Annotated in this window: 16 protein-coding genes; 4 read left to right on the forward strand and 12 right to left on the reverse strand. The window is 40.6% G+C overall.

Annotated elements, in window-relative coordinates; genetic code table 11:
* Positions 1–4 precede the first annotated feature (4 nt).
* The gene (locus tag AC4IFE_RS15440; RefSeq protein ID WP_490758034.1) at positions 5–901 is read right to left on the reverse strand and encodes a complement C1q domain-containing protein; all 897 of its coding nucleotides are present in this window, start codon (positions 899–901) and stop codon (positions 5–7) included.
* Positions 902–1523: 622 nt separating this feature from the next.
* On the opposite strand from AC4IFE_RS15440, the gene AC4IFE_RS15445 reads away from it, so the two are divergent.
* From AC4IFE_RS15445 to AC4IFE_RS15460, 4 genes are read left to right on the forward strand one after another with little or no spacing between them, the layout of a single operon-like run.
* Positions 1524–2033 (forward strand): hypothetical protein, encoded by a 510-nt coding sequence (locus AC4IFE_RS15445; RefSeq protein WP_490758035.1) that lies wholly within the window; start codon positions 1524–1526, stop codon positions 2031–2033.
* Positions 2030–2377, forward strand: coding sequence for a tRNA-binding protein (locus AC4IFE_RS15450; RefSeq protein WP_490758036.1), 348 nt, complete (start codon positions 2030–2032; stop codon positions 2375–2377). The genes AC4IFE_RS15445 and AC4IFE_RS15450 overlap by 4 nt, the downstream gene beginning before the upstream one ends.
* Positions 2378–2389: 12 nt before the next feature.
* Positions 2390–3091 carry a 3'-5' exonuclease gene (locus AC4IFE_RS15455; RefSeq protein WP_490758037.1) on the forward strand — a complete coding sequence of 234 codons (702 nt, stop codon included), beginning with the start codon at positions 2390–2392 and terminating at the stop codon, positions 3089–3091.
* Between the two features lie 3 nt (positions 3092–3094).
* Complete coding sequence (locus AC4IFE_RS15460) at positions 3095–3421, forward strand: SUF system Fe-S cluster assembly protein (protein WP_111954157.1); 327 nt, start codon at positions 3095–3097, stop codon at positions 3419–3421.
* Positions 3422–3656: 235 nt separating this feature from the next.
* On the opposite strand, the gene AC4IFE_RS15465 is transcribed toward AC4IFE_RS15460, so the two are convergent.
* The 11 genes from AC4IFE_RS15465 to cysD all read right to left on the reverse strand — a co-directional run bounded on the left by AC4IFE_RS15465 (position 3657) and on the right by cysD (position 18703).
* Complete coding sequence (locus tag AC4IFE_RS15465; RefSeq protein ID WP_490758038.1) at positions 3657–4496, reverse strand: sulfurtransferase; 840 nt, start codon at positions 4494–4496, stop codon at positions 3657–3659.
* A 188-nt stretch (positions 4497–4684) separates the two neighbouring features.
* A complete protein-coding gene (locus AC4IFE_RS15470) occupies positions 4685–5533 on the reverse strand; it encodes a hydroxymethylglutaryl-CoA lyase (protein WP_490758039.1) in 849 nt (282 codons plus the stop codon).
* A 193-nt stretch (positions 5534–5726) separates the two neighbouring features.
* Positions 5727–7253: a TSUP family transporter gene (locus AC4IFE_RS15475; protein ID WP_490758040.1), complete on the reverse strand. Its 1527-nt coding sequence runs from the start codon at positions 7251–7253 to the stop codon at positions 5727–5729.
* Between the two features lie 4 nt (positions 7254–7257).
* Positions 7258–10131 (reverse strand): TonB-dependent receptor, encoded by a 2874-nt coding sequence (locus tag AC4IFE_RS15480; protein ID WP_490758041.1) that lies wholly within the window; start codon positions 10129–10131, stop codon positions 7258–7260.
* A 139-nt stretch (positions 10132–10270) separates the two neighbouring features.
* Positions 10271–11944, reverse strand: coding sequence for an assimilatory sulfite reductase (NADPH) hemoprotein subunit (gene cysI, locus AC4IFE_RS15485; protein ID WP_490758042.1), 1674 nt, complete (start codon positions 11942–11944; stop codon positions 10271–10273).
* 17 nt (positions 11945–11961) lie between these two features.
* Entirely contained in the window at positions 11962–13668 is a 1707-nt protein-coding gene (locus tag AC4IFE_RS15490; protein WP_490758043.1) for a diflavin oxidoreductase, read from the reverse strand.
* Complete coding sequence (cobA, locus tag AC4IFE_RS15495) at positions 13658–14503, reverse strand: uroporphyrinogen-III C-methyltransferase (protein WP_490758044.1); 846 nt, start codon at positions 14501–14503, stop codon at positions 13658–13660. The genes AC4IFE_RS15490 and cobA overlap by 11 nt, the downstream gene beginning before the upstream one ends.
* A 24-nt stretch (positions 14504–14527) precedes the next feature.
* Entirely contained in the window at positions 14528–15439 is a 912-nt protein-coding gene (gene cysK, locus AC4IFE_RS15500; protein ID WP_490758045.1) for a cysteine synthase A, read from the reverse strand.
* A 190-nt stretch (positions 15440–15629) separates the two neighbouring features.
* Entirely contained in the window at positions 15630–16454 is an 825-nt protein-coding gene (epsC, locus tag AC4IFE_RS15505) for a serine O-acetyltransferase EpsC (protein WP_490758046.1), read from the reverse strand.
* A 9-nt stretch (positions 16455–16463) separates the two neighbouring features.
* Positions 16464–17702 (reverse strand): sulfate adenylyltransferase subunit 1, encoded by a 1239-nt coding sequence (locus tag AC4IFE_RS15510; RefSeq protein ID WP_490758047.1) that lies wholly within the window; start codon positions 17700–17702, stop codon positions 16464–16466.
* 92 nt (positions 17703–17794) lie between these two features.
* The gene (cysD, locus tag AC4IFE_RS15515; RefSeq protein WP_490758048.1) at positions 17795–18703 is read right to left on the reverse strand and encodes a sulfate adenylyltransferase subunit CysD; all 909 of its coding nucleotides are present in this window, start codon (positions 18701–18703) and stop codon (positions 17795–17797) included.
* Positions 18704–18707: the final 4 nt, after the last annotated feature.

Consider the following 18707-nt stretch of genomic DNA (forward strand, 5'->3'; position numbering starts at 1 on the left):
TATCTTAGTGTTCTATTATGGTTAAATTATTAAATCCATCATCCGGGTTTGCAGGATCCGAAGCATTACTGGTAACCCTAAGTGGGATAGCACCTGAAGTAAGGTTTTGATATAACCTCACACTGACCTTAGTCCCTGCAGTCAAAGTAAGGGTAACGGTACTCGATCCTCCAGCCTGCGTTGAACGTGTAGAATTTGCGTCATCTGCTGTACCTGTCATAGACTGACCGAAAGTTTTATATACACTGGCAAGAACAGTGCTTGTAGTGGGATTATAAAATTGGGATTCAACTCTGGAACCGTCATTAATCACTACACCGTTAAAATTAAATGTTAATAAGAAAGTATAGGTTCCGTCCCGGGGAGCCGTAAATTCACCGGAAGTGGGATCGAAACTATTGCTCATGTCACGTACTTCGTTCCAGTTAATAATAGTTGTAGCAGTAGCTGTTGGTATTGACTGACTTGAAACTTTACGAAGAACAACCACCGCCTTTTGAGGGGCAATATAGGCTTTGTTCCATGCTACCCCGTCAGACACTTCTATTTTAGCGCCTACCGGTACACTATTTACGTCGTATCGTGTAGCCCCTGCACCCGCTGTTGCTGCCGACATAGTGGTTGTACCTAAACCAAGAGAGTTTTCACTTCCTGCTGATCTCATATCCAGCTGAACCTGAGGATTCAGAACCCCCGCTCCAATAAAACCTGTTGCTTTATCTACAATAACATCATTGGAAATTTGTGTTGGTGTTAATGTTCCCGAAGCCGGATTATCCTTTGCACCATCTACATGTAGAATCCCTTGTGGATTGCTTGTACCAATGCCAATTTGTGCATTAAATATATTGATAATGAAATAAACGGGAAGTATCAATATTTTGCGTATTTCTTTTCTCATATTCTTAATTTAAAATTTAAAGTAATAATTAAATTTAATAGTCCGTTAATCTTAATTTATATCCAAATAAACAAGATTAGATTACATCAATACATCATTTTAATACTTAAAAAATTATAGCTTTTACAGTTGAGTTTCTTTTAGTTTAATGTGTTTTTAGAATCTTACTTTATTAATGCAATTATTAATTCCAACTATCGAGAATAATTTTGTGCAAAATTGTTGTTTTTCTGCAATTAATCAAAAGATAACATATCGATATATTTCGATACGCCTGTAGATTTTTCCTACGGTTAAGGTTTAGAGGATTGAAGAGTAATATCAATTGAGGTTTTCTTATATAAAGAAATCGAGAGAATGGATATTTTCATAATGTATGTTTTTGTAAATTTAATTAATTTTGTCATTATGCATAATATTTTAATAATAAATTATTATAATTCAGTAATTTATATTTCAAAAACCACAATTTGATTAATTTCACCTTTATTATTTTATCATTTTACATTGTAAATTATTCGCTTCTTATGGAATTAACAGTACGGACAAACCTTCTCTAAATTTCATTTTGAGAAACTAATACTATAAATATTTTAATACATTTGTTTAAAACATATTCTGAATGAATTTCGAGCAGATCAATTTACATCTTGAGGCTTATAAAGAACACGACCAAATTCTGGATGCCGCCAAATTTTTAATCCATTCCTTTGACCTGGAGCATGAAAACTTTGCAGGTTTTGGATTCCGGGAAGAGCTTTCCCCCACTTCTATGCTTTTGACGGCAGAAGGAGTGTTGGGAGGCCCACAAACTGTAATGATTCCGAAAAATTTATTTGATTTTGATCTGAACCTTGTCCTGAATATGGTCGCCCATGAGATGCTCCATGTACGGCAGAAAGCTCCCGGACAGGTCATCGAAGACAAAAACGAACGGGAATTTCAGGCTTATTATGAAATGCTTTTCCATAAAGTTTTCCCGCAGATCCCGGAAGTCTCGGATCACTATAAGAAATTCTTTGGAGGCCAGGCACTGGAATATTACAGGAGAATGGGCGAAGGATCGGAACTTCAGAAAAAATATGAAGCAGAGAAATTAGAAGTAGAACATTTAATCCACTCATTACCATGACGATAAAGCCGGAAATATCCTGGACAGACTTTGAAAAAATAGACATGCGATGCGGAACGATAGTTTCAGTTAACGATTTTGAGAAAGCAAGAAACCCATCTTACCAACTGGAAATTGATTTTGGTGATCTTGGAATTAAAAAATCCTCTGCACAGATAACTTCCCTTTATCAAAAGGAGGAATTGATAGGAAAACAGGTAATGGCCGTCGTGAATTTTCCCAGAAAACAGATCGCCAATTTCTTCAGTGAGTGTCTTGTGATGGGAGTTTATGGTGAAGATAAAAAAGAAGTTACTCTTTTAACTCCTTCACTACCCGTAAAAAACGGAATGCCAATAGGATAAACACAAACACATATGATACAGCACATTCCATTAGAAAAGATCTTATTCCTTGATATTGAGACCGTTCCGGGATCAGGATCATGGGAAGAACTTCCTGAAACAGAACAGAAACTCTGGGACAAGAAAACAAGGTTCCAGAGAAAGGAAGACGTTACTGCCGCAGAGTTTTATGACCGTGCCGGCATTATGGCTGAGTTTGGGAAAATCATCTGCATTACCATCGGAATGGTCGAAAAAAATGAAACTTTAAAAATCAAAAGCTTTTCGGGCCACGATGAGAAAAAATTACTTCAGGAATTCGGAGAAATCTTTAACAGCCCGAGACTGAATAACGTGATCCTTTGTGCCCACAACGGAAAAGAATTTGATTTTCCGTGGATTGCAAGACGATACCTGATTAATGGCATCCAACCTCCGATTCCATTCCAGATGTTTGGAAAAAAGCCTTGGGAAATTCCGCATATTGACACGATGGAGCTTTGGAAATTCGGAGATTATAAAAGTTTTGTTTCCCTGGAATTGCTGGCTCATGTCTTCGGAATTCCTACACCCAAAGATGATATAGACGGTTCAATGGTTTCATCAATCTACTACATAGAAAAAGACTTGCAGCGAATAGTTGATTATTGTGAAAAAGATGTCTTAACTTTGGCAAATGTTTTCCGGCGGATGCGTCAGGAAGATTTGTTGAAAAGGAATATCAATCTAGATTAAAAAATGAAATTTACAGACGATCAAATTGCTGACATTGGTGAGGAAATCATCAGCGTCTTAAAATCCGTATACGACCCGGAAATCCCGGTAGATATTTACGAATTAGGACTGATATATGATGTACAGATCTCCGAGGATGGCGATGTAAAAATTATAATGACCCTTACTACCCCGAACTGTCCGGTTGCAGAAAGCCTGCCGCAGGAAGTGAAAGACAAGGTAGGAGAAGTGGAAGGCGTGAAAAGTGTAGACTTAGAACTGACTTTCGAGCCAAGCTGGAACAAGGATATGATGAGTGAAGAGGCGAAGTTTGAATTGGGAATGCTTTAGACTCAGTAAGGAAGATGAAGGCGGGAGGATGGAAGTTTTTAGAGTTCGTAAAGCCACTCTCTTCCAATATAAAACTCTCTTTTTTATACTAATACAATAAAAAAGCCCGGAAATTTCCGGGCTTTTCTATTTAAATATCTTTGTTTGTAAGTTCAGATAATAGTTTTTAAAAACAAGCTATCAGAAATAATAAGACTAATATAACTTCCAGCCCCTATCTTCCAGTTTCCAGCCTTTAAATCTCTCTCGCAATCTCTTTCCCTTCTCTACGGCTCCATTCGCTCCATGAACCAACATAGAGGTCAGGAGTAGGAAAACCCGCATACTCCAATGCTAAAATGGTATGACAGGCCGTAACTCCGGATCCGCAATGGATGATCAGATGCTGAGGTTTGTCTTTTAAGAGCTCTGTATATTTTTCTTTTAAAATTTCTGGTTTCAGAAAGTTTCCGGTCTCATCAAGATTTTCCGAAAAAGGAATGTTTATCGCTCCCGGAATATGCCCGGCTATCAGATCGATGGGCTCCGATTCACCTTTGTAACGATAAGCATCTCTTACATCAACAACAGTTGAATAACGGTTTAACAGCTCATTTTCAACAGCTTCCAAGCTTTTAATTGGGAGAAGCCAGCCTTCTTTTTTGATCACAGAAGTTTTTTCAAAAGCTTCTTCACCTGACGAAAATTCTATACCTTCTTTCTCGGCAGACTGTATGCCCCCATCCAGAACCCGGACATTATCAAAGCCGAAAGATCTCAGCATCCACCAGGCTCTTGCTGCAGCATTGGCTCCGTTCTTATCATCGTAGATAACAATATGAGCATCTTCTGAAACTCCGAGATCTGACAATGTTTCAGCAAATTTTGTAACATCAGGAAGCGGGTGTCTTCCTCCAAAAGCGGCATTTTCCCCAATCTCGGCAAGATCTTTATCCAGATCTATAAACCGGGCACCTTTGATATGCTTACCAAGATAGGTTTGATACACATCTTTTCCTGCTCTGGCATCAAGGATGATAAGATTTGGATTCTGAAAAATACTTTTTAGTTCGGATGGTGAGATGATTGGTGACATTTCGTTTATTTTGGTGTTAAATGATAAGTTTTGGCTAAAGCCGATCGAGTTTTTAATATAAGAGAGCGGGTTAAAACCCGCTCCTATTTGATTATGTTCCCACAGATTTCACGGATGACAAAGATTATTATATTATCTAACTTATTTATATTCTGTGCAATCTGCAGTAATTTACTACATGTTCATTATTAAAAATGAAAAATATCCTTAGCCTTATTATATGAGCTTTCAAAATTCAGCAGATTCAGCTTGTGCTCTGCTTTTTCTACGCTCATAAAGTTGATTACCTGTTCTGTAGGCATATTTCCTACCAGATCATCTTTGGCCATAGGGCAGCCTCCGATTCCTTTAATTGCACTGTCGAATCTTCTGCAGCCTTTATCATAAGCTGCTTTCAGTTTTGAATAGGAATCTTCATAGCGGTTATGAAAATGCCCTCCGAAATTGATCTCAGGATATTTGGATGGAATTTTTTCGAATAAAAGAGCAATCGTTTCAGGAGTGGCCACGCCTGTGGTGTCTGAAAGCAAAACATCTTTAATTCCAATTTCTGAAAACTTTTTGGCCCAGAAATCTACATCTTCCCATTTCCACATTTCCCCGTAAGGATTTCCAAAGGCCATAGAAAAGTAGATATTCAGCTGCTTTCCTTCACTTTTTACGAGCTCAAGCATTCTGATGATCTCCTCAAAAGCCTCTTCCTGGCTTTTGTTCGTATTCCTGTGCTGGAATGTTTCCGAAATAGAGAACGGAAAGCCTAAAATATCTACACTCTGATGTTTTAATGCTTTTTCAGCACCTCTGTAATTCCCGATGATTGCGGAAACTTTTGTATTGGACAAGGATTTATCAATATTTTGAGCTACCTCATCAGAATCGGCCATCTGTGGAATTGCTTTCGGGGAAACAAAGCTCAGACAGTCCAATACATCAAAGCCAACCTCCATCAGAGAGTTGATGTAATCTATTTTTTTGCCGGTAGGGATAAATTCTCCCCAACCCTGCATGGCATCTCTAGGACATTCAGTAAGAAACATTTTTACTTTTTGATTTTCTCAAATATAATAAAACTAAACAAGTTTACAGATGAGGCATACAAATCTAACATTATTTTGATTTTCAAATATTTATATTCAATTTAAAATTTCGATAACTGATATGGAGCTCCGGATAAACCAGACCAGGCACGGAAAGCTTTGTTGATCTTCTATATGATGATTCAAAAAACAGCTAGATTAATGATTTTACAATCGTAATCAGACTCATGACAATTACCACCACACCCACTACCGCAAACATTTTTTTGGCAGGAAGACGCGAGGCAAACATTGCTGAAAAAGGGGCTGTAAAAACACCTCCCAAAAGAAGACCAAGCACAATATTCCAGTGATGGATCCCAATGGTGAAAATAAAAGTCAGTGCACTGACTACGGTCAGTAAAAATTTAGCCATAGTCGAACTGCCCACTACATACCGCGGTGTTCTTCCCTCTTTAATCAGGGTTCCGGTCACCAGCGGTCCCCAGCCTCCTCCAGCGAAAGAATCAATAAAACCTCCTGCCAATCCCAATATTCTGAGGTTGGTTCTCTTTTTCTGTCTCCTGTTTCCTGATTTTTTATTTTTACCTTTAAAAGCATTTCTAAGGATATTGATTCCTAAATAAAGGGTATAGCAGGCAATAACCGGCTTTACGATATGGGCATAGTGTTCCCCGAAATGAGACAGTGCGAATGCTCCGGTAAAAGCTCCCACAGCCGCCATAGGAAACAAAACCAAGACCATTTTTTTGTTCACATTCCCCAGTTTATAATGGCTGATGCTTCCAGCTGCCGATGTAAATGATTCTGCCGAATGAATACTTGCACTCACCACCGGAGGCGGAACATTCAGAAGCAGAAGGATTGTTGTACAGATCACTCCATATCCCATACCCATGGATCCGGCGACAATTTCTGCCAGAAATCCGGCCAGCAGCATCCAGTAAAAGATATGCCCGTCTTTACTGAGAAAACCCTGGATATCTTCAGACAGGTTAAACTGGTAAATAATCAGCCCCAATACACCTATAAGTGTCAGGACACCTATGATTCCCAAATAAATATTAGCCCTCCTCTGTACTGTTTTGGTGATGTTGATTAATTTTTCCATCTCCAGTTTCGTTTCAGCGGGCGGGTCCTTTTTTTCATCCAGGTACTGTGTTGTAAGCCTATTGAGTTCTTTTACCTTGTAAGTAAAGTCTCCTTTTAACTGATTGCGGATGTTTTGCATATTGTCTAAGAGCCCATCCATTTCTTCATCAGGAATTGTTTCCGATAAAATCTCACGTAACCGTTTAGCTACCGTCGGAGATTTTCCGTTGGTAGAAACTGCAATTTTAAGGTTTCCTTTTCTTACAATGGAACCCAGATAGAAATCACACAGATCCGGTTTATCGGCAATATTCACCAGTGTATTATTTTGATGAGCCCTGTCACGGATCTGCTCAGCGACGAAAATATCATTAACCGCAACAATGGCAAGATCTGCACGGTTAAAATCGTTATCCGTAAAAGACCTTTCATGTAAGGTAAGGTTGGGATAATTCTGCTTCAGTTCTTTAACCTGATCACTTATTTCCAGTGCTACAAGCCTGATGCGCGCTCCCGGAGAATTAGCCAGAACAGATTCCAGCTTTTCCAGGGCAATATTGCCGCCGCCAATAATGAGCAGTGATAATTCCTCGAGTTTTAAAAATATGGGATATAAAAAGTTACTCATCTATTTAAAGTTTTAGATCATAGGTAAATGCTAAATAATACAGACCTCCGATCTCGGGTCCTGCGGCATACTGAAAATACCGTCGGTTAAGCAGATTCGTTGCTCCTATTTTAATGCTTGCCTTTATTTCAGGAATTCTCCAGGTTGCCTGTGCATCAATGGTATAATAGGAAGGAATATTTCCGGAGGCCAATGGGCTTTCCCATAAGAAACTGTCCTGCCATCTCGCAGCAACCGTAAATCCTATATTTTTGATGATCTCTCTGTTGCCAACACTTAAATTGACGGCCCATTTAGGGGTATTGAAAGCTGTAATAAAAAGATCTGAAGTGTTAGTTGAAACCAGGTCATTATACGAAACGTTCACGTTCACATTATAGTTTTTCACCAGGTTATAACGGATTCCCAAAGACGTTCCGAGGCTTTTGTATTGACTGTTGCTATTCGTATACACCCTGTACCGGTCCTGCTTACTTCGGTCAAGCATCGCTAAAACCGCATTGTCACTGCCTATATTTTCATTTTTAGGCACCGCTACTTCTACCTGTCCCAGAAATCCTTCGTAAACATTATAATAAAAGTCCCAGTCGATAATCAGTCTGCTGTTGAATAAAGCTGATTTATAACCTATTTCAAAAGACGTTACCTTTTCAGGCTGTAATTTAGGAAGATTGGCAGCGGACAACAGGTTTCTGTTTTTCAATGCAGCCTGGTTCTGACTGAGGCCTCCGTCCACATCTTTATTGACAGCAGAAATGAATTGGTCAATAGAAGCCAGCGTATATGAATTTTCAAGGTAACCCAATCCTTCATTGGCTTTCGACAACCCTCCCACTCTTCTTACATTTCCGTTATTAACGAATGAAAGGGCTTCAAATAAAGAAGGAAAACGGTACCCGTTTTGAAAGGAAACCCGGAAATTATGTTGGTTAACCGGAGAATACACTACACTTACCCTTGGATTTAATTTGGTTTCAAACTCAGGATTTCGGTCTGCACGAAGAGCCAGATTCACTTTTAGTTTATCGTCGAAAAAAAGCCTTGTCAGCTGGGCAAATGCTCCATATTTCCGGTAAATGACATTGTGTCCAAAAGTACCATCTGGTAAAGGAATATTCCGTTCGCTGACAGGCCTGTCGAAATCAACAAAGTTATTTCCATCCGGAGTAATGCTGTAAAGGCGGTAATCTGCCCCGACAAGAAGATTGAAAACCTTCACAAACCTTGTTAAATCGTAAGTCATTTCGCCCTGATAAAAACGGGATTTCTGTTCAAGTTTTGCTCCTCCGGTGGCCGGTGCTCCGGCAATTCCTGAATTGGCTGAGTCCCAGTTATTAATGCCTATGATTGTGTTTTTTAGCTGCTCAAAAGCCTGCGTTCCCGGAATCACCCTGTTTTTATCGGCTTCCCGTCTTGCCAAAATAAAAGCGTCATTCAGATTCACTCCGGAATTAAGCCTGTCCTGCAAAACGGTCTGGAAAATGTTTTTCCAGTTGGTGTTGGAAAGATTGGTAAGGTCCAGATTATCAGCCAGAGGTTTAAGATTATAAGAATCTCCGGTATTCTCTACAGACATATAGGCCCTGAATGTCAATTCTTTCCCTGTAAGTTCTACTTTATGATTCTGTACGGTTGCATTCTGAAGTCGGATTTTATTTCCTCTCTGAAAGGTGCCATCCAGAAGCCCGTAGCGGTAAACGTAAGAGGTTTTCCACTGATCTCCAAAACGGTAGTATAATCCGGCATCAAATTTTACATTCTTCACTTCAGGACTTATCAGATCTTTTTCATTATATCCCGTCCTTGATATGTTAAACGTAGTTGGTTTTCCGTTGTAATTCACTTTTACAGACGTTCGGTTGTTTCTTTCGTCTCCATATTTGTTCCAAAGATCTTCAGCCGGGTTGTTGGTCCCGGGAAAGTTTGGGTTGGCAGTAATCATTGAATTGGGATTCTGGTCTGTACGGTTATCCGAGATCCAGTCAACCCCGCTGAAATAGGAAGCATTGATCTTTACGGCAAAATTCTTGTTGAGAACTTTTGCAATTCTGACGGCACTTTCTCCTAAGGCAGCTGTTTTATGATCCACATTATCGACATGGTTCACGCCGCCCCTGAAATAGAGGCTCACGCCTTCTGAAGTGAAGGGATCTTTTGTCTGCAGGCTGGCGAGTCCGTTCACGGCATTCATCCCATACAGGGCAGAAGCGGCTCCGGGAGTAATTTCCATGGACTGGATATCCAATTCCGTCGGACCTATGGCATTTCCCAATGGAACCCCAAGCGTGGCAGACTGCACATCCACACCGTCTACCAGCTGCATGAATCTGAAGTTATTCGGAGAATTGAATCCTCTGGAATTGGGAACTTTTAAAGTAAGGCTTGAGGTTAAAAGCTGCAATCCTTTTACATTTTCCAATGTTTCGTAGAATGAGGCCGCCGGGCTTTCCCGGATGGTTTTTATATCAATCTTTTCAATGGCAATCGGCGATCTCAGTATTTTTTCGGGAACACGTGAAGCGGAAATCACTACTTCATTAATGATTGTGTTCTGAGGATTCAATTCTACTGCAATTTTACTGGACAATGACAATATTTCAGTAGTCTGGCTGGCAAAACCGTCCTTGGCAATAACAATTCTGAAGGGTATTTTCACCCTTGTTCTGAGCTGAAAATTTCCATCCTGATCGGTAATGGCTGTATCCCGGGTATTTTCTACCAGGATGTTTGCTCCGGCAATTCCTTTTTGGGTGTCTGTATGTCTGATTGTTCCGCTTACCTCAATAAGCTGCTGTGCCTGTACTAAGCCAGTAAAGGAAAGAGTAAATAGTATAAGATGGATTTTCTGTTTAAAATATAGATGGTGTGCGGATTTCACTTGTTTTTAATTTTAGGGTTGAAAAATGATTTTATGCGTCGTCAATTAATGAACAGCACATACACATTCGGAGCCCTAAAAGACGCTGATAATATTTTCCGGCTTTTGTATACCGGTAAAGGAGGTTAGTCATATTTTTTTATTTTATGGTTTGTAAATAGCGGTAAGAGAAATCACCAAATGTTTCTTCTGCATATCTTTCTTCCGAATAGATTCCGAAAAGCTGGTCAAGGGTTTCTATGATCTCTTCTTCACCAATGTTTTCTTTAAATTTTGTATTCAGGCGCATACCCAGCCTGTCGCCGCCGATATGAAGGTTATATTTGCCATACGCTGTGCCTACAAATCCGATTTCAGCATTAGGCGATCTTCCGCATCCATTAGGACAGCCTGTCATTCTGATGGTAATATCTTCATTCTGAAGTCCGTACTTTTCAAGGACGGGTTCTATTTTTGTGACTAAAGAGGGTAAATACCGCTGAGCTTCTGCCAAAGCCAATGAACAGGTATTCAATGCTACACAGGCTACCGAGTTTTTACGCAGGGCACTGGCTTCGTCAGTATAAGTGAATATTCCTGACTCTTTAAGCAATGCTTCAATTTCAGGTTTATCCTGTTCGAGAATATCAGAAAGGATGAGGTTTTGATTACAGGTAAAACGGAAATTGGCTTTTCCGGTTTCAGCAATTTTCAACAGCCCCGATTTTAGAGGATATCCTTCTATATCGAGTACCCGTCCGTGTTCTACAAATAAGGTATAAAACCATTTTCCCTCATGGTTCTTTACCCAGCCATAGCGGTCTTTTCTCTGCTCAAACTTAAATTCCCTGGCGGGTTCAAAACTAAAACCGCATCTTTTTTCTACTTCAGTTCTATATCCTTCAATGCCAAGTTTGTCTATCGTATATTTTAATCTGGATAATTTCCTGTCACTTCTGTTCCCGAAGTCACGCTGTACCGTGATAATTTCATACACTGCTTTCAGTACTTTCTCTTCTGTATCTACAAAACCAAGAAGTGATGCCAGGCGGGCATAGGTTGATTCGTTTCCATGTGTGGCACCCAATCCTCCCCCTGCAGCAATGTTATAGCCGGCAATTTTATCATCTTCAATGATGGCAATCAGTGCGATGTCATTAATAAAAACATCCACATCGTTATTGGGCGGAACGGCAATTCCAATTTTCAGTTTTCTGGGCAAATATCTGTCCTGGTATAAAGGGTCTTCTTCTGCTTTTCTGTCAACAACCAATTCGTCATCGATCCACAGATCATAATACGCTTTTGTTTTGGGCAGGCACATTTCGCTTATTTTTGCTGCCAATTCATAGGCTTCCTGATGCAAAGGCGATTCGGAAGGATTTGAGGTACAGGTTACATTTCTGTTCACATCACCACATGCTGCAATGGAATCCAGATGCTGGAGATTGAAGCTCTGAATGGTAGGTTTTACATGAGATTTTAAAATCCCGTGCAGCTGAATGGTCTGGCGTGTGGTTATTTTGATAACCCCGGTGGAATGTTCTCCTGCAATTTCATTAAGTCCGCTCCATTGTTCAGGGGTGAGAAAACCTCCCGGAAGCCTGAGGCGTATCATATAGGAATACAGCCATTCCAGCTTTTTCTTTATTCTGTCTTCGCGTCTGTCCCTATCGTCCTGCTGGTACATGCCGTGAAATTTGATGAGGGTTTGGTCATCTTCTCTGATGGCTCCGGTGAAATCATCCAAAAGGCTCTCCTTTAAGGTTCCCCTCAGGCCGTTGCTGCTGGTTTTGATTCTTTCTACAGGAGAAAGGTTATTCTTATCTGTCATATTTATCCGTTTATGATTTAGTACACATCTTTTACATATCTGCCGCTGAGCTCTAAGTCTTCAAGGTAGGCCAAAGCTTCTTCCCGGCTGTGTTTGCCTTTATCCTGAAGAATGTCCAGAATAGTTTTTTCAACATCTTTACTCATGGGATCTCTGGTTCCGCAGACATAGAGTGAGGCTCCGCTTTCCAGCCAATGATAGACTTCCTGGGCTTTTTGCTCCAGCCTGTGCTGAACGTATATTTTTTCGGAAGTGTCCCTGGAAAAGGCCAGATCGAGATGATTCAAAGTCCCTGTTTTGAGAAAATCCTGAATTTCCGCCTGATAAAGAAAATCTGAAACGAAAGTCCGGTCTCCGAAAAAGAGCCAGTTTCTCCCCTCCGCACCCATCGCATCGCGTTCGTAAAGAAAGGACCTGAAAGGTGCAATCCCTGTTCCGGGACCAATCATAATGATATCTTTATCGGGCTTGGGAAGTCTGAAATGTTTGGCTTCCTGGATATAAAATTCAAGGTTTTCTCCTTCCTTAAATTCAGCAAGGAAGCTGCTGCATAATCCGTTCTGCTTTTTATCATTAATAAAAAATTCAGATTTTGTTACGGTGATGTGAATTTCGGTATCGCCATGAGCTTCCGGCGATGAAGAAATGGAATATAACCGCGGTGACTGGGCTGTTAAAGCCTTAATTACCTGTTCAAAATCCTCTGCATTTTTCACCGGATAGATACGCAGGAGATCAAGAAGACTCAATCTTACTTCAGGAATATGATGTCCCGTGATCTGTGCATATTGATCCACTGTTGTTTTAAGGAGATAGCTGATATTAAGATGTTTGCAGAGAAGCTCTTCTGCTCCGGCTGTAATTTTTGCGGTTGTAATCTGTTTCTGAGGGTCAATTCCGGTAAGGGTAATGATTTTATCCACTTCATGTTTCGGGTTAAGGGCGATAACTCCCAACGCATCACCCGGACTGTAGACTACAGGTTCTTCCGTTTCTATTTCAATGTGGTAGGTTTCTTTATCAGACCCTATATCATTTAAATTGATGATGGTTGATATTTTCCCCTGGTATTTTTTCCTTCCGGTTGATATTTTGGGACCAACTGTACTTTTGGGGCTGCTTTCTTTCGTTTTATCAGCAACATTCAGAATATGTTCGGCCCAGGCATGAGCTTCTTCTTCGTAATCTATATCACATTTTTTTAAAGGAAGGATACGCTGTGCTCCCAGTAGTTCAAAACGGGAATCGATATCTTCCCCGGTTTTGCAGAACAGAGGGTAACTGCTGTCGCCCAAAGCCAGAACTCCAAACTTTAAATTACTGATTTCCAAATCATTTTCATGAAGGTAATCGTAAAACTTTTTCGCAAGAATAGGCGGCTCTCCTTCTCCCTGCGTGCTGATGATGATAAAGAAAAGGTCTTCTTTGGCAAGGTCTTTCGGCTTATACTGGGAAAGGTCTGCCAGCTTTACCTGGACACCTTTTTTCTTGATGATTCCTGCAAGCTCTACCGCCAGCTTTTTGCTGTTACCTGTTTCAGTACCGTAGGCCAGGGTAATTTTCTTTGCAGAAACCGTTTCGGGATGAGCTAGAGGAAGAATCTCCTGTACAGCAGCAGAAGAGCCTGCAAGACCTGCCAGAAAGCCGCTGGCCCAGATAGCTTCATCTCTCGAAAAACCACCGGATATTTCTTTAAGTTCTTTTAGTTTAGTTTCAGACAGCATATTCGAATAGGTTTTGATTGTTTGACACCAAAGTTCCGTTGGTCACAGATTTAAAATAAATCCCTTCCTGTATAGGTGTTTTCAGCCAGGAAAAATCCTCGTGCAGGTTTACCACTTTGCCTATGATGACCAGTGATGGGGATACAAAATTTGTATTTCCAAAATTTGTATGGAAATCTTCTATGGATGAGGTATATACTTTCTGATAAGGTGTGGTAGCCTGTTCAATGACTGCAATCTTTTTATCTTCGCTTTTTCCTAATGCCAAAAATTTATCTACCAGCCCATTCAGGTTTCCTTTAGACATATAAAAAACAAGGGTATCTTCTGATGTTCCAAGCTCTTTCCAGTATTTATCACTGAGAATTTCTGTTTTATAATAAGTCAGGAAACGGACCGATGTGGCATAGCCTCTCGCTGTCAAAGGTATTCCTGCGTAGGCTGCTGCACCTGAAGCCGCTGTAATACCCGGTATAATTTCAAATGAAATATGATGTTCTTTGAGTGCCTTCAGCTCGTCCAGAACGTTGGAAAAAAAGGATATGTCGCCACCTTTAAGCCTTACCACTATTTTCCCCTGAGAAGCATAATCAACGATTAATGTATTGATTCGGGACTGCGGTGTAGAGGCATTTTTACTGCATTCTTTTCCGACATAAATAATTTCGGATTTTTTATTGGCGTAACGGGATAATATTTCCGGGCTTACAAGACGGTCACATAAGATGACATCCGCCGCAGCAATGGCTTTTACAGCTTTTACAGTGATGAGATCAGGGTCGCCGGGCCCTGCACCTACCAGGAAAACCTGTGGTGAATTACTATTTTGTTTCATTTTTAATCTTTTTATTAGAGGTGCTTAGAACAGTCCTTCGATGGACAGGTATCTTTCGCCTGTATCATAGTTTACCGTTAGGATGGTAGATCCTTCAGGAATTTCAGGCAGTTTTTTGGCTACGGCAGCCAAAGCTGCCCCTGTGGAAATTCCAACAAAAAGACCTTCTTTTTTGGCGGCATTTTTTGTGTATTCAAAGGCTTCATCTTTATTGATCTGAACAATTTCATCTAATATTGCGGTATCCAGTATGGATGGAATAAATCCGGCACCCAGACCCTGCAGAGGATGTGGAGCGGGAGTGCCTCCACTGAGTACGGGAGACAGCTCGGGCTCAACAGCAATTACTTTGATATTGGGAAACTTCTGCTTAAGCACCTGTGCAATTCCGGTGATATGTCCTCCTGTTCCGACTCCGGTGATAAGGTAATCGAGTCCTTCCGGAAAGTCTTTAAGGATTTCCCGGGCTGTGGTTTCTATATGGACTTTTACATTAGCCGGGTTATCAAACTGCCTCGGGATCCATGAATTCGGGGTTTCCTTTGCCAGTTCTTCTGCTTTTTCAATGGCTCCTTTCATCCCTTTTTCTCTGGGAGTCAGAACGAATTCTGCTCCATATGATTCCATAATTTTACGGCGTTCCAAACTCATACTTTCCGGCATCACGAGAATCAGCCTATAATTTTTTACAGCAGCTACCAGGGCAAGTCCTATTCCTGTGTTCCCGCTTGTAGGCTCTATAATTACACTGTCTTTATTCAAAATTCCTTTAGATTCAGCGTCTTCGATCATTGATAAAGCAATTCTGTCTTTAATGCTTCCTCCCGGATTTGCTTTTTCCAGCTTGATCCAGATTTCATGTCCGGCACCGAAAAGCTGATTAATTTTTACGACCGGGGTATTTCCGATGGTTTCTAATGTGTTTTGGAACTTCATACCGATTCAGTTTTATGTTGTTTTTTGTTTATTTTGCCATTGGTTTAATTAAAACCATATCTTTTAACCATTAAGATTTATTAAGCCGTTAAGATTATTAAGAAAAATATCTTTGGATATTCATTAAGCAGAAAACTTAATTTTCTTAGATCTCATTGGGTCTTAATGGTTTATTTTTTATTCTAAAATGCTATATCACAAATGTTAAAGATTCAGGAAGAGGCCCGTTATCTTTTATTTTTATTTCACTTTTATTATAAACCAGAGAACTGGAAGGTACATTTTGGGTGATCCACACATTTCCTCCGATGACACTGTCCCTGCCGATGGTAGTATCTCCTCCTAAAATGGTCGCTCCTGAGTAAATGATCACGTAATCTTCAATATTGGGATGCCTTTTCTCATTGGCTTTATCTTTTGAAACATTCAGGGCGCCCAGTGTTACTCCCTGATACAGTTTCACATGATTCCCTATAACTGTGGTTTCTCCGATCACTATCCCTGTTCCGTGGTCAATAAAGAAATGATCTCCAATGACCGCCCCGGGATGAATGTCTATTCCCGTCCTGCTGTGCCCATATTCTGAGATGACACGCGGCAGTGTTTTTACTTTCTGAATCCAAAGCTGATGCGAAATTCTATAAGCATAGGTTGCAAAAAAGCCGGGATAAGAAAGAAGTATCTCTTCCAAAGACTCTGTTGCAGGATCAAATTCCAGGATAGATTCAGCATCGAGTATCAGTTTATCATAGATATCAGGAAGGGCCAGAAAAAAAACATGGGCCTGCTTTTCTACGGAAACCTCATCGGCAGCCGTACTTCCCATTAAGTCCAAAAGAAGTTTACTTAGTTCCTGAAATTCATATTGGAGTTCACTGCCCGTGTTTATCTGTTTGGGAAGAAACAGGACATTATACAGTTCAGTGACAAACTTTTCCATTTTGTTCTGATCAAAGAACCGGATGGAACTAATTTGCTTTTTTTCAAGGATCTTCTTAATAAAATGATCTGACATCTCCATTTTCTACTGAATTATACAGGCCGCAACGGTAGCATTGGATGTCTCATCCACCAGGATTGCGGATCCTGTTTTTTTATTGCTTATAAAATCATCAAATACTAAAGGCTGTGCTGTCCGTATGGTTACTTTTGCAATTTCGTTGAGCCTGATGTCTTCTTCCGCCGTTTCTTTTTCCAGTGTATTGACATTGATCTTATAATCAACCTGTTTTATCACGGCTTTCAACTGCCTGCTGTGATGTTGCAGAAGGTATTTATTGCCCGGCTGCAGGGCTTTATGATCAAGCCAGCACAGCAATACTTCTATTTCTTTTTCAACGTTGGGAAGCTCTTCTGCCGAGGTAAAGAAATCTCCTCTGCTCACATCTATATCATCTTTAATCTGGATAACAACGGGCTGTCCTTCAAATGCCTCCTGCACTTCAGCTCCGTTGACTTCTATGGCAGATATTTCTGTAATGATCCCTGCCGGAAGTATGGCTATTTTATTCCCTTTCTGAAAACTTCCGCTGACGATCTGCCCGGCATAACCGCGGTAATCATGTAATTCTTCAGTCTGCGGACGGATGACATACTGCACCTGAAAACGGCTGCCGCTGTTCTGTTCCTGATCAAGCTGTACTTCTTCCAGGTACTCAAGAAGGGAACTTCCTTTATACCAGTCTGTAACAGGAGATAAGGAAACAATGTTATCTCCTTTCAATGCTGAAATCGGGAAATAGGTAACATCATTTAAGCCCAGCCCCTCTGCAATCTTAGAATAATCTGCTTTGATGGTTTCAAAAACATCTTCCGAATAATCCACCATATCCATTTTGTTGATCGCAACGGCTACCTTTTTCAGCTTAAGCAATGAGGCAATAATGGAATGTCTCCTCGTCTGCTCAATAACTCCTTTACGGGCATCAATAAGAATGACCATAAGATCTGAATTAGAAGCTCCGGTAATCATGTTTCGGGTATACTGAACATGTCCCGGAGCATCTGCAATAATAAATTTTCTTTTTGATGTCGAAAAATATCGGTAAGCGACATCAATGGTTATCCCCTGCTCCCGTTCTGCACGGAGCCCATCCGTTAAAAGAGCAAGGTCTACTCCATCATCATTTTTGTTTTTAGAGTGTTTCTCAAGTACTTCCAGCTGATCCTGCAAAATACTTTTGCTATCGTAAAGCAGTCTTCCGATGAGGGTGCTTTTACCGTCATCTACGCTTCCTGCTGTTATTAATCTTAATATATCCACGTTTTTTTATTTATAAGTGATACAATGACAAGTACTGAGTGATGGGTAATAAGTAATAGTTAGCTGTTTATATTACTCATCACTCAGTACTATTAGAAATAGCCTCCTTTTTTCCGGTCTTCCATGGCTGCTTCAGTAACGCGGTCGTCAATCCGGGTCTCTCCTCTTTCCGAAATCCGGGTCGCAACGATCTCTTCAATTACCCGGTCAACGGTAGCCGCATCAGATTCTACGGCGGCAGTACAAGTCATATCACCTACCGTGCGGTAACGGATCCGTTTTGTTGTTACAATGTCTGTTTCTTCCAAAACGGCAAACTCAGAATTAGCGATCCATTGTCCGTTAAGGTCTACCACTTCTCTTTCGTGCGAAAAGTAAATGGAAGGCAGATCTATATGTTCTCTGCGGATATAGTTCCAGACATCAAGTTCGGTCCAGTTGCTTATCGGGAATACCCTCACATTTTCTCCTTTATGGATCTTTCCGTTAAAAATATTCCAGAGTTCGGGGCGCTGGAGTTTGGGATCCCACTGTCCGAATTCGTCCCTTACAGAAAATATTCTCTCTTTAGCCCGGGCTTTTTCTTCATCTCTCCTTGCTCCCCCGATGCACGCATCAAATTCAAACTCTTCAATTACATCAAGCAGCGTAAAGGTCTGAAGCCAGTTCCGGCTTGGAAATTTGCCTTTCGGTTCTGTCAGTTTTCTTTTCTGAATGGTATCTTCCACTTTCCGCACAACCAGATCCACATTCAGTTCTTCGGCCAGCTGATCCCTAAAGCTTAAAACTTCCTGAAAATTGTGCCCGGTGTCGACATGTACAAATGTAAAAGGGATCTTTCCGTGTGGAAATGCTTTTGCTGCCAGATGGGCCAGAACAATGCTGTCTTTTCCACCACTGAACAGTAAAGCCGGTCGTTCAAACTGTCCCGCAACCTCCCTAAGGATGTAAATGGACTCTGATTCCAACTGATCTAAATAATTTAACTGATATAATGACATACTA

The organism is Chryseobacterium sp. UF-81, from assembly GCF_058245105.1.

What these genes read in the sequence shown, in the direction of transcription:
- AC4IFE_RS15440 (WP_490758034.1), bottom strand. Translation starts at nt 901, where the DNA reads ATGAGAAAAGAAATACGCAAAATATTGATACTTCCCGTTTATTTCATT.
- AC4IFE_RS15445 (WP_490758035.1), top strand. Translation starts at nt 1,524, where the DNA reads ATGAATTTCGAGCAGATCAATTTACATCTTGAGGCTTATAAAGAACAC.
- AC4IFE_RS15450 (WP_490758036.1), top strand. Translation starts at nt 2,030, where the DNA reads ATGACGATAAAGCCGGAAATATCCTGGACAGACTTTGAAAAAATAGAC.
- AC4IFE_RS15455 (WP_490758037.1), top strand. Translation starts at nt 2,390, where the DNA reads ATGATACAGCACATTCCATTAGAAAAGATCTTATTCCTTGATATTGAG.
- AC4IFE_RS15460 (WP_111954157.1), top strand. Translation starts at nt 3,095, where the DNA reads ATGAAATTTACAGACGATCAAATTGCTGACATTGGTGAGGAAATCATC.
- AC4IFE_RS15465 (WP_490758038.1), bottom strand. Translation starts at nt 4,496, where the DNA reads ATGTCACCAATCATCTCACCATCCGAACTAAAAAGTATTTTTCAGAAT.
- AC4IFE_RS15470 (WP_490758039.1), bottom strand. Translation starts at nt 5,533, where the DNA reads ATGTTTCTTACTGAATGTCCTAGAGATGCCATGCAGGGTTGGGGAGAA.
- AC4IFE_RS15475 (WP_490758040.1), bottom strand. Translation starts at nt 7,253, where the DNA reads ATGAGTAACTTTTTATATCCCATATTTTTAAAACTCGAGGAATTATCA.
- cysI (WP_490758042.1), bottom strand. Translation starts at nt 11,944, where the DNA reads ATGACAGATAAGAATAACCTTTCTCCTGTAGAAAGAATCAAAACCAGC.
- AC4IFE_RS15490 (WP_490758043.1), bottom strand. Translation starts at nt 13,668, where the DNA reads ATGCTGTCTGAAACTAAACTAAAAGAACTTAAAGAAATATCCGGTGGT.
- cobA (WP_490758044.1), bottom strand. Translation starts at nt 14,503, where the DNA reads ATGAAACAAAATAGTAATTCACCACAGGTTTTCCTGGTAGGTGCAGGG.
- cysK (WP_490758045.1), bottom strand. Translation starts at nt 15,439, where the DNA reads ATGAAGTTCCAAAACACATTAGAAACCATCGGAAATACCCCGGTCGTA.
- epsC (WP_490758046.1), bottom strand. Translation starts at nt 16,454, where the DNA reads ATGTCAGATCATTTTATTAAGAAGATCCTTGAAAAAAAGCAAATTAGT.
- cysD (WP_490758048.1), bottom strand. Translation starts at nt 18,703, where the DNA reads ATGTCATTATATCAGTTAAATTATTTAGATCAGTTGGAATCAGAGTCC.